General features: G+C 74.0%; 8 protein-coding genes. 6 read left to right on the forward strand and 2 right to left on the reverse strand.

What is annotated here, in order from left to right:
• The first annotated feature begins 87 nt into the window (after window positions 1-87).
• The 5 genes from ABZ457_RS09840 to ABZ457_RS09860 all read left to right on the forward strand — a co-directional run bounded on the left by ABZ457_RS09840 (window position 88) and on the right by ABZ457_RS09860 (window position 7544).
• The gene (locus ABZ457_RS09840) at window positions 88-2685 is read left to right on the forward strand and encodes an AAA family ATPase (protein ID WP_359155839.1); all 2598 of its coding nucleotides are present in this window, start codon (window positions 88-90) and stop codon (window positions 2683-2685) included.
• 62 nt (window positions 2686-2747) lie between these two features.
• Window positions 2748-3026, forward strand: a complete 279-nt coding sequence (locus tag ABZ457_RS09845; protein ID WP_359155841.1) for a hypothetical protein — start codon at window positions 2748-2750, stop codon at window positions 3024-3026.
• Window positions 3027-3125: 99 nt separating this feature from the next.
• Complete coding sequence (locus tag ABZ457_RS09850) at window positions 3126-5408, forward strand: FdhF/YdeP family oxidoreductase (protein WP_359155862.1); 2283 nt, start codon at window positions 3126-3128, stop codon at window positions 5406-5408.
• A 95-nt stretch (window positions 5409-5503) separates the two neighbouring features.
• Window positions 5504-6982, forward strand: coding sequence for an AlkA N-terminal domain-containing protein (locus ABZ457_RS09855; protein WP_359155843.1), 1479 nt, complete (start codon window positions 5504-5506; stop codon window positions 6980-6982).
• Between the two features lie 10 nt (window positions 6983-6992).
• The gene (locus ABZ457_RS09860; RefSeq protein ID WP_359155845.1) at window positions 6993-7544 is read left to right on the forward strand and encodes a methylated-DNA--[protein]-cysteine S-methyltransferase; all 552 of its coding nucleotides are present in this window, start codon (window positions 6993-6995) and stop codon (window positions 7542-7544) included.
• A gap of 7 nt (window positions 7545-7551) precedes the next feature.
• Here ABZ457_RS09860 and ABZ457_RS09865 read toward each other — a convergent pair whose 3' ends face one another.
• Both ABZ457_RS09865 and ABZ457_RS09870 read right to left on the reverse strand, forming a co-directional pair.
• Window positions 7552-8280 carry a Sir2 family NAD-dependent protein deacetylase gene (locus tag ABZ457_RS09865; RefSeq protein ID WP_359155847.1) on the reverse strand — a complete coding sequence of 243 codons (729 nt, stop codon included), beginning with the start codon at window positions 8278-8280 and terminating at the stop codon, window positions 7552-7554.
• An 89-nt stretch (window positions 8281-8369) separates the two neighbouring features.
• Window positions 8370-9575, reverse strand: coding sequence for a hypothetical protein (locus ABZ457_RS09870; protein WP_359155850.1), 1206 nt, complete (start codon window positions 9573-9575; stop codon window positions 8370-8372).
• 255 nt (window positions 9576-9830) lie between these two features.
• Here ABZ457_RS09870 and ABZ457_RS09875 point away from each other — a divergent pair, with 255 nt between their 5' ends.
• Complete coding sequence (locus tag ABZ457_RS09875; protein ID WP_359155852.1) at window positions 9831-10964, forward strand: glycerate kinase; 1134 nt, start codon at window positions 9831-9833, stop codon at window positions 10962-10964.
• Window positions 10965-11757 lie beyond the last annotated feature (793 nt).

Raw genomic sequence — 11757 nt, forward strand, 5'->3', positions numbered from 1 at the left:
AGTTGTAGGGATCCGTCGTCCGGAATTTCGCCCGACAGTGATCTCCTCCGCCAGCGCCGGGTCCCGTCGTCCCACCGGGAGCGCACCATGTCGATGTCCTCGTTCGGATTCGGTTCGTCCGACCCGTTCAGCGACATGCTGAACAGGTTCTTCGGCATGTCGCCGGGGTCGTCCCCGCCGGCCGTGCAGCGGGTGCCCATCGGACGGCTGCTGACCGAGTCCTCGCAGGAGCTGCTGAATCTGGCGGCCCGGCGCGCGCTGGAGGACGGCACCTCCGACCTGGACACCGAGCATCTGCTGTGGGCGGCCACCAAGGTCGACCCTGCCAGGTCGCTGCTGGCCCAGGCCGGGGCCGATCCCGACGAGCTGGGCGACCAGCTCGCCGCCGTGCTGCCCCGCGAGTCGGGGACACCCTCCGCGGAACCCGGGCTCACCCCCGCGGCCAAGCGCACCCTCGGCGCCGCGTACACCCGCTCCCAGGCCGCCGGGGTCTCCTACATCGGCCCGGAGCACATCCTCGGCGCCCTGCTGGACAACGCCGACTCCGGCGCCGCCCGCCTGCTGAGCGCCGACGGGCAGGACCCGGAGAAGCTGGCGCGGATGGCGGACCGGGCCGCCCGCGGCGAGGGCCCGGCCGGTGAACGCGGCAAGCCCGAGACCACCCTCGACGAGTTCGGCCGGGACCTCACCGAGGAGGCCAAGGCCGGCAAGCTCGACCCGGTGGTGGGGCGGGCCGAGGAGATCGAGCAGACCGTCGAGATCCTCTCCCGGCGCTCCAAGAACAACCCGGTGCTCATCGGTGAGCCGGGCGTCGGCAAGACCGCGATCGTGGAAGGGCTGGCGCAGCGCATCGTCTCCGGCGAGGTCCCCGACACCCTGAAGGGCAAGCGGGTGATCTCCCTCGACCTCTCCGGGATGGTCGCGGGCGCGCAGTACCGGGGGCAGTTCGAGGAGCGCCTGAAGAAGGTCATCGAGGACGTCCAGAAGTCCGAGGGCGAGATCATCCTCTTCATCGACGAGCTGCACACCGTCGTCGGCGCGGGCGCCACCGGTGAGGGCTCGATGGACGCGGGCAATATGCTCAAGCCCGCCCTCGCGCGCGGTGAACTCCATGTGGTCGGCGCGACCACCATCGACGAGTACCGCAAGCACGTCGAGAAGGACGCCGCCCTCGAACGGCGCTTCCAGCCCGTACTGGTGCCGGAACCCACCGTCGAGGAGACCGTGCAGATCCTGGAAGGGCTCCGCGACGCCTACGAGGCCCACCACCAGGTCCGGTTCGCCGACGGGGCGCTCACCGCGGCGGCCGAGCTCTCCGACCGCTACATCGGGGACCGCTTCCTGCCCGACAAGGCCATCGACGTGATGGACCAGGCCGGGGCGCGGGTCCGGCTGCGCAGCGCCGGGCGTTCCACCGAGGTCGTCAGCCGCGAGGACCGGATCGCCAAACTCCGGCGCGAGCAGGACCAGGCCGTCGCCTCGGAGGACTTCGACCGGGCGGCCCAGCTGAAGAAGCAGATCGCCGAGGCGGAGGGCGAACTCGCGGGCATCGAGGAGCGGCGCGAGGGCGTCGTCTCCGTCACCGCCGCCGATATCGCGGACGTGGTCTCCCGGCGTACCGGCATCCCGGTCTCCCAGCTCACCGCGAGCGAGAAGGAGAAGCTGCTCCACCTGGAAGAGGAGATGCACGCCCGGATCGTCGGCCAGGACGAGGCGGTCACCGCCGTCTCGCAGGCGGTGCGCCGCAACCGGGCCGGGATGGGCGACCCGAACCGGCCGGTCGGCTCCTTCCTCTTCCTCGGCCCGACGGGTGTGGGCAAGACCGAACTCGCCAAGACGCTGGCCGAGCTGCTGTTCGGCGACGAGGACCGGATGGTCCGGTTCGACATGAGCGAGTTCCAGGAGAAGCACACCGTCGCCCGGCTCGTCGGCGCCCCTCCGGGATACGTCGGCTACGAGGAGGCCGGCCAGCTCACCGAGAAGGTCCGCCGGCACCCGTACAGCGTGGTCCTCTTCGACGAGGTGGAGAAGGCGCACCCCGACGTCTTCAACACCCTGCTCCAGATCCTGGACGACGGCCGGCTCACCGACGGCCAGGGCCGCACGGTCGACTTCCGGCACTGCGTGGTCATCATGACGTCCAATATCGGCGCCCACCGGATCCTGGACCACAAGGGCGAAGTGACCGACCTCAAGGACGAGTTGATGGAGGACCTGCGGGCCCGGTTCCTGCCCGAGTTCCTCAACCGCATCGACGACATCATCATCTTCCACGGCCTCACCGAGGAGGACCTCGGCCAGATCGTGGACCATCTGCTGGACCGCAGCAAGCACCGGGTGCACGCCCAGGGCATGAAGCTGGAGGTGACGGACGCGGCGAAGAAGCTGCTGATCGCCCACGGCCACCAGCCCGAGTTCGGCGCCCGCCCGCTGCGGCGCACCATCCAGAGCGAACTGGACAACCGCATCGCCTCCCTGCTGCTCGGCGGCGAGGCGGAGCCCGGCGACACGATCGTCGCCGATGTGAAGGACGACTCGCTGCACTGCACGGTCCGCCCGGGGGGCGAGTCCGAACCCGAACCCGAGTCGGAGTCCACGTCGGAGTCCGAGGCGGCGGAGGCGGAGCCGGCACCGGCGGCCGAGGCGGCGGGGGACACGACGGACGAGAAGCCGGAGGGTTCCTGACACCACAGCCGCGCCCGGAGCCGGCGACGCGCCCGGGCGCCTACGCGAGGAGAGCGGTACGCATGGCGCACCACCACAAGCCCAACCGCGCGGTCGAGGGCGACCCGCTGGGCGGTCACGGCCGGGGCATGCCTCGGCGGCCCGACGAAGACGAGCTGGAGCGGCGGACGCTCCGGGACCGGCGGGAGATGGGCCTGCCCGCCGACGCGCCGGAGGACCCCGACACCGTGTACCGCGACGCACGGGCCGAGGTCGAACGGCAGGTGCAGGCAGGCGACATGGCCACCGGAGTCACCCGCAGGGAGCGGGACGCGTTCCCGCCCACCCGCTACGAGCGCTGAGCCCGCCCGTGCGCGCCGCCCGGCCCACCGGCCCGGCGGCGCGCATCCGGCGGCGAGAGGATGAGAGCCGTGAACGCCTCCCAGAACGGTGACGACGGGCTGGAGCCCCGGGTGGGCCCCGAGCCCGAGGGGCAGCCGCACGTCCACCCCTACCACCACCCCGCCGCCGGCTGGGGCGCGGCCAGGAGCGTCGGCCAGGTCCTGGTGCGCGAGCGGGCGCTCGTGGACGGGCCCCGGGCGATCATGAAGATGAACCACGAGAACACCGGGTTCGACTGTCCCGGGTGCGCCTGGCCCGACGACACCAAGGGCCTCCATCTGGACATCTGTGAGAACGGCATCAAGCACGTCACCTGGGAGATGACCCGCAAGCGGGTCGGCCGCGAGTTCTTCGCCGCCCACTCGGTGACGGAACTGTCCGGCTGGACCGACTTCGACCTGGAGGACCAGGGCCGGCTGACCGAGCCGATGGTCTACGACGCCGCCTCGGACCACTACGTCCCGATCAGCTGGAAGGACGCCTTCGCACTCGCCGGGCGGACCCTGCGCGAACTGGACAGCCCGCACCAGGCGTCGTACTACACCTCCGGCCGGCTGGGCAACGAGGCCACCTTCCTCTACCAGTTGATGGCCCGCGAACTGGGCACCAACAACCTGCCCGACTGCTCCAACATGTGCCACGAGGCCAGCGGCCGCGCCCTCCAGGCGTCCCTGGGCACGGGGAAGGGGACCGTCGACCTGGAGGACTGGGAGACCACCGACGCCCTGTTCATCATCGGCGTCAACGCGGCCTCCAACGCCCCCCGGATGCTCACCGCCCTCGCCGAGGCGCACCGGCGCGGCGCCCGGATCGTGCACATCAACCCGCTGGTCGAGGCGGCCGCGACGCGCACCATCGTGCCGCACGACTTCCTGGACATGGCCACCTTCCACAGCACCCCGACCACCAACCTCAACCTCCAGGTGCGCATCGGCGGCGACATGGCGCTGCTGCGCGGTATCGCCAAGGCCGTCCTGGAGCAGTCCGCCACCGACCCCAAGGCGCTGGACCAGGAGTTCATCGAACGGCACACCGCCGGGTTCGAGGAGTACCGGGCCGTGTGCGAGGCCACCCCCTGGGAGGAGATCGAGCGCCAGTCCGGCATCGGCCGGGACGGCATCCTCGACGCGGCGCGCGTCTACCGCGAGGCCGACCGCAGCATCATCAGCTGGTGCCTGGGCGTCAGCCAGCACGAGCACGGCGTCGACACCGTCCGGGAGATCGTCAACCTCCTGCTGCTGCGCGGCAACCTCGGCCGGGAGGGCGCCGGACCGTCCCCCGTACGCGGGCACAGCAACGTCCAGGGCAACCGGACCTGCGGCGTCGACCACCGGCCCACCCCCGAGTTCCTGGACCGCCTCGCCGAGGTCTGCGGCATCGACCCGCCCCGGGAGCACGGCCTGGACACCGTCGGCACCGTGTACGCGATGCACGCCGGGGACGTGAAGGTGTTCGTCGGCATGGGCGGCAACTTCGCCCTCGCCGCGCCCGACACCCCCTTCACCTGCGAGGCGCTGCGCAACTGCGAGCTGACCGTCCAGGTGAGCACCAAGCTCAACCGGAGCCACCTCGTCCACGGCCGGCAGGCGCTGATCCTGCCGTGCCTGGGCCGCACCGAGAAGGACCAGCAGCGCCACGGCCTGCAGAGCACCTCGGTCGAGGACTCGATGAGCATGGTCCACCTCTCCGTCGGCATGAAGCGCCCCGCCTCCCCGCACCTGCTCTCCGAACCGGCGATCATCGCCGGAATCGCCCGCGCCGCCCTCCCGGACAGCGCCACGCCCTGGGAGTGGTACGTCGAGGACTACGACCGCATCCGCGACACCATGGCCAAGGCCCTCGACGGGTTCGAGGACTTCAACCGGCGGGTGCGCCTGCCGCTCGGCTTCCGGATCAGGCAGCCCGCCCGGGAGCTGGTCTTCCACACCCCGTCCGGCAGCGCCGACTTCTCCGCGGCGCCGCTGCCCGACGTGGTGCCCGAGCCCGGCACCCTGGCGCTCGGCACCATGCGCTCGCACGACCAGTGGAACACCACCATCTACTCCGACAACGACCGCTACCGCGGGGTCGAGAACCTGCGCACCCTCGTCTTCATGAACAAGGACGACATGCGCGAACGCGGGCTCTCCGCACTCGATCCCGTTGACATCACCAGCACCGCCAAGGACGGCAGCCGGCGCCGTCTGAACGGGTTCCTCGTGATCCCGTACGACATCCCGCGCGGCTGCGCGGCCGGGTACATGCCGGAGATGAACGTGCTCTGCGCGATCGGCGACTACAGCACCCAGAGCGACCAGCCGCTGATGAAGCACGTCAAGGTCACCATCACCGCGGCGGGCTGACCCGCCACGGCCGTGGTGCGCCCGGCCCCAGGCAGCGGAACATCCCTGTCGGATTTCCGCCAGACCCACCCGGTCCGGTGCACCATCCTGGAGGCATGCACACCGACACCGAGCGCTGTGTCCGCGCCGTCCGCTCCAAGGACGCGCGGTTCGACGGCTGGTTCTTCACCGCCGTGCTGACCACCCGCATCTACTGCCGCCCCAGCTGCCCGGCCGTGCCGCCGAAGGCCGAGAACATGACCTTCTACCCGAGCGCGGCCGCCTGCCAGCAGGCCGGGTTCCGGGCCTGCAAGCGCTGCCGCCCCGACACCACCCCCGGCTCCCCGGCGTGGAACACCCGCGCCGACTCGGTGGCCCGCGCCATGCGCCTCATCGGCGACGGCGTCGTCGACCGCGAAGGCGTCCCCGGCCTCGCCGCCCGCCTCGGCTACTCGACCCGCCAGATCGAACGCCAGCTCCTCGCCGAACTCGGCGCCGGACCCCTCGCCCTGGCCCGCGCCCAGCGCGCCCAGACCGCGCGGCTGCTGATCGAGACCACCACCCTGCCGATGGCCGACATCGCCTTCGCCGCCGGGTTCTCCTCCGTGCGCACCTTCAACGAGACCGTGCGCGAGGTCTTCGCCCTGCCCCCGGGCGAGCTGCGCGCCCGCGCGGCCCGCTCCCCGCGCACCGCCGCCTCCCCGAGCCCCGGCGTCACGGTCCTGCGGCTCCCGTACCGGGCCCCGCTGGAGCCCGGCAACCTCTTCGGCCACCTCGCGGCCACCGCCGTCCCCGGGGTCGAGGAGTGGCGGGACGGAGCGTACCGGCGGACCCTCGCCCTGCCCTACGGCCACGGCATCGTCTCCCTCGCCCCCCGGCCCGACCACATCGCCTGCCGGCTCTTCCTCACCGACCTGCGCGACCTCACCATCGCCATCAGCCGCTGCCGGTGGCTGCTGGACCTCGACGCCGACCCCGTCGCCGTCGACGACCAGCTCCGCGCCGACCCGCACCTCGCGCCCCTGGTCGACAAGGCCCCCGGGCGGCGGGTGCCGCGCACCGTGGACGCCGCCGAGTTCGCCGTCCGCGCGGTCCTCGGCCAGCAGGTCTCCACCGCCGCCGCCCGCACCCACGCGGCCCGGCTCGTCACCGCCCACGGCACCCCGGTGGACGACCCCGAAGGCGGCCTGACCCACCTCTTCCCCGCGCCCGGGGCCCTGGCCGCCCTGGACCCGGAGACCCTGGCCCTGCCCCGCAGCCGCCGCACCACCCTGACCCGGCTGGTCGCCGCGCTGGCCGAGGGCTCCCTGCTCCTGGACCCCGGCAGCGACTGGGACCGGGCCCGCGCGGTCCTCGGCGAGCTGCCCGGCTTCGGCCCCTGGACCACCGAGGTCATCGCCATGCGCGCCCTCGGCGACCCCGACGCCTTCCTCCCCACCGACCTCGGCATCCGCCGCGCCGCCGGGGCTCTGGACCTCCCGTCCACCCCCGCCGCGCTCACCGCCCGCGCCGCGGCCTGGCGGCCCTGGCGGTCCTACGCGGTCCAGTACCTCTGGGCCACCGACGACCACCCCATCAACCACCTGCCCACGTGAGGACCCCGGCATGAACCCCACCGCGACCACCACCGCGACCCCGGGCACCCGGCGGCACGCCGTCGTCGACAGCCCCTACGGCCCCCTCACCCTCGTCGCCACGGACGGGTTCCTGAGCGGCCTCTATATGACGGAGCAGCGCCACCGGCCCGCCGAGGAGACCTTCGGCGACCGCGACGACCCGGACGCCCGGCCGTTCGCGGAGACCGTCCGGCAGCTCGACGCCTACTTCGCCCGCGACCTCACCGCCTTCGACCTCCCGCTCCACCTCGCGGGCACCCCGTTCCAGCGCCGCGTCTGGACGGAACTCCTCCGCATCCCCTACGGCGAGACCCGCACCTACGGCGAACTCGCCGAACTCCTCGGCAACCGGGGCGCGTCCCGCGCCGTCGGCCTCGCCAACGGGAAGAATCCCGTGGGCATCGTCGTCCCCTGCCACCGGGTGGTCGGCTCCACCGGCAGCCTGGTCGGCTACGGCGGCGGCCTCGACCGCAAGCAGCGGCTGCTCGCCTTCGAGAGCGGGCACGGCGACGGGGACGCCGCGCCGGAGGCCCTGTTCTGAGCCGCGCTCAGGCGGCGCCGGCCAGCCGGTCCAGCACGGCCGGCAGGGCGGTGCCGATGGGCTCGCGGACCACCTCGTCCGCGAGTTCGTCGTACGGCGTCGGTTCCGCGTTCACCACCAGGAGACGGGCGCCGTGCTCGGCCGCGATCCCCGCGAGGGAGGCGGCGGGCTGCACCTGGAGGGTCGTGCCCACGGCGACGAACACCTCGCACGCCTTCGCCACACCCATCGCCTCGCCCAGCACCACCGGGTCCAGACGCTCGCCGAACATGACCGTCGCCGACTTCAGGATGCCGCCGCAGGCCAGGCACGCCGGATCGTCCTCGCCGGCCTCCACCCGGGCCAGCGCCTCGGCCATGGGGGAGCGGGCGTGGCAGCGGGTGCACACCACCGTCCGCGCGGTGCCGTGCAGTTCGAGGACCTTGCGGGCGGGCATACCGCCGAGCTGGTGCAGCCCGTCCACGTTCTGGGTGATCACCCGGACCGCGACACCCGGGCGCCGGTCCAGCTCCGCGACGGCCCGGTGCGCCGCGTTCGGTTCGGCGTTCCAGGTGGCGCTGGTCCGGCGCATCTGCCAGGACCGGCGCCGGATGTCCGGATCGGACATGTAGCAGTCGTAGGTGACGAGCTTCTCCGCCTCCGGATCGCGCCGCCACAGGCCGTTCGGGCCGCGGTAGTCGGGGATGCCGGAGTCGGTGGACACACCGGCGCCGCTGAGGATCGCGACGAGAGTCATACCGCCGAGCGTACGCAGCGCGGACGGGCCGGGGCGAGCGGTTTCCGCCCGCCCCGGCCCGCCCGGCCCCTGCTCCGGTGCGTCCGGTCTCAGGGCCCGGTGACGCGGGCGAACGGGGTCGGGACCGTGCCCGTCCAGCGGTGCAGGACCGTCCGGCCGCTCTCCTTCAGCACCCCGCCGTCGTCCGTCTTCGACGCCTCCGCCAGATAGAAGCGGCCGTCGTCGAGGGAGGTCAGCCCGTACTGGCCGGGGGACTCCCAGCCGTACACCCCCGTCGCCTCGTGGTGCAGCCCCTCGGTGCGCAGCGGCAGCAGCAGGCCCGTCTCCGGGCGCGGCTGACCCCGGAGGGGGCCCCGGACGGGCGGGGCGGTGCCGTCCACCACGTACAGCGAATGGTTGGGGAAGGCGGGCTTGGTGCCCTTGTAGACGGCCATCAGCCAGTCGCCGCGGTGCGCGTCGTACTCCAGGTTCTGCACCCCGTAAGTGGTGTTGCCCGTGTACACGAAGAACTTCCCGTCCGGCTCCTCCGGGCCGCTCAGGTGCGGGGCGGACTCCGGCGGCGGGCGCTCCAGGGCGCGCCAGGCGCCGATGTCGTACTGGAGGAGCACCTGGTGGTCGTTGTCCCGGCGGTCGGCGTTGGCGTAGACGCCGTACGCGACGGTCAGGCGGAGCGGCCCGTCCCGGCGGCCGAACGCGGGGCCGAGGGCGAGGCCGTCGATACCGCTGCACCCGTAGCGGTGGTCGGCGGTCCGGGCGGTGTTGCCGTCGAAGACGCCGTCGCCGTCCATGTCGGCGGTGTAGTCCTCGGCGACCTCCTGGAGGTGGACCGTGGTCACCACACCGCTCGTCCCGGCGTCCAGGCCCAGCCGGTCGATCCGGGCGCCGTCCACGATCGCGATGTGGAAGGCGTTCGCGGACTTGTACTCCAGCGAGCCGTAGACCCGGCCGTCGTCGGGGTTGACGTCCACATCGCCCAGGTGGCCGGTGAAGCCGGTGACCGAGCCGAGGACCCGGCCGTCGAGATCGGTCTTGACCAGCATGTTCGTGAACGAGAAGTAGACGAAGCCACCGTCCCGGTCCACGGCGGTGCCCTGGAGGTGCCCGGAGCGCCAGGCACCGCCGTCGATCACGGCGGGGAGCGGTGGCTCGGCGGCGGCGGAGGTGGTGGTGGCGGTGGTGGGGCCGGGGTCGGACGCGGGGGCCGCGCGGGCGCCGGCCGCCGCCGTCAGGGCCAGGAGGGCGGCTGCCAGGGCCGTCGCCGCCGCCGCGGGGAGCCGGCGCGCGTGTCTGTGCATGGGGCCTCCGAGGGGACACGGGAGTCGGGCGGACCGCCCTGCCGACGGACCGATGAGCTGATGGTCCGTCAGTGGATTCGGTTGGACGGAGTGCCCGCGCGCCTCGGCGTGGCGTGCGAGGAGAGGCGTGCGGAGTCGGCGGAATCGCCGGGCGGCGGGCGCGGGAGCTGTGCGAACGCGGGGTGGCCGCGCCTCGGGGGGTGCGGATAGGGTCGGGGGCGGCGCGACTGCCTGTTCGATAGCAAGGGATGCAAGGTGACGGACGGCGCAGTTACTCAGCCGGCGCGGGTGCTCGTGGCGGCAGACAAGTTCAAGGGCTCGCTCACGGCCGTGGAGGTCGCCGAGCGGGTCACGGCCGGGCTCCGGCGGGTCGTCCCCGGTCTGGAGGTCGACACCCTGCCCGTCGCCGACGGCGGCGACGGCACGGTCGCGGCGGCGGTCGCCGCGGGCTTCGAGCGGCGCGAGCTGCGGGTGCGGGGGCCGCTGGGCGAGCCCGTCACCGCGGCGTACGCCCTGCGGGACGGCACGGCGGTCGTGGAGATGGCCGAGGCGTCCGGGCTCCAGCGTCTGCCGGACGGCGTGTTCGCCCCGCTGACGGCCACGACGTACGGCACCGGGGAGCTGCTGCGCGCGGCGCTGGACGCGGGCGCGCGCACGATCGTCTTCGGCGTCGGGGGCAGCGCGACCAACGACGGCGGCGCGGGGATGCTCGCGGCGCTGGGCGCGCGGCTGCTGGACGCGGACGGGGAGCCGGTGCCGCCGGGCGGCGGCGGGCTGCGCGAGCTGGCCACGGCGGACCTCTCCGGGATCGACGCGCGCTTCCGTGACGTGGACCTGGTGCTCGCCAGCGATGTCGACAACCCGCTCACCGGACCGAAGGGCGCGCCGGCGGTCTACGGGCCGCAGAAGGGCGCGAGCGAGGACGACGTGGCGGTGCTGGACGAGGCGCTGGCGCACTACGCGTCACTGCTGGGGCCCGAGCCCGCGGACGCGCCCGGGGCGGGCGCGGCGGGCGGCATCGGCTACGGGGCGCTCGTCGCGCTGGGCGCGCGCTTCCGGCCCGGGATCGAGGTGATGCTCGATGTGCTGGGCTTCGAGGCGGCGCTGGACCGGGCGACGCTGGTGATCACAGGGGAGGGCTCGCTCGACGAGCAGACCCTGCACGGCAAGGCGCCGGCCGGCGTGGCGGCGGCGGCGCGGGCGCGGGGGATCGAGGTCGTGGCGGTGTGCGGGCGCCTCGCGCTGCCGGCGGAGGCGCTGGGGCGGGCGGGGATCCGCCGCGCGTACGCGCTCTCGGCGCTGGAGCCGGACCCGGCGCGCTCGATGGCGCAGGCGGGGCCGCTGCTGGAACGCGCGGCGGAGTCCCTGGCCCACGACTTCCTCGCGTAGCGAGCCGACCGGGCCACGCTCCCGGGGTGGCCCGGCCCCGTGGTGCTCTGCGCCCCTCCCGGGCGAGGTGATGCCCCCGGGGCGGGGCCGACTACGAGTCCGTGCGATGCCCCGGGGCGGGGCCGACCCCGTGATGCGCTGAGCCCCTCCCGGCCAGCCGACGACCCTGGGGCGGGCCGCGCCCATGGGCCTCTGCCCTCCCGGGCGAGGTGATGCCCCCCGGGGCGGGGCCGACTACGAGTCCGTGCGATGCCCCGGGGCGGGGCCGACCCCGTGATGCGCTGAGCCCCTCCCGGCCAGCCGACGACCCTGGGGCGGGCCGCGCCCATGGGCCTCTGCCCTCCCGGGCGACGTGATGCCCCCCGGGGCGGGGCCGACTACGAGTCCGCGTGATGCCCAGGGGCGGGGCCGACCCCGTGGTGCCTGCGCTCCTCCCGGGCAGCGTGACGCCCCGGGGCGGGGCCGACTACGAGTCCGTGCGATGCCCCGGGGCGGGGCCGACCCCGTGTGCTCTGCGCCCCCCGGGGCGGGCCGGTCCTGTGTGCGCGGCGGTCTCCGGGGGTGTGCCCACCCGTTCCGCCCCAGCGGAACAGTTGCCCACAACGGGGGCGCGGACCCGGCCGCCGCGCGGCGCGTACGAGACCGCGTGTCCCGACGCGGTGCGGGGAGGTACCCGCAGGCCGCCCGGCGAGCCTGGCCACGAGCCACGAGCCACGAGCCGGGGGCGCGGGCCCGGTCCGCGAAGCGGTACCGGGGACCGGATAGGGGTGGGGCCCCGGAGGCATCGCCTCCG

The sequence above is a fragment of the Streptomyces sp. NPDC005805 genome (assembly GCF_040630445.1).
In the GTDB taxonomy this organism is placed as follows: domain Bacteria; phylum Actinomycetota; class Actinomycetes; order Streptomycetales; family Streptomycetaceae; genus Streptomyces.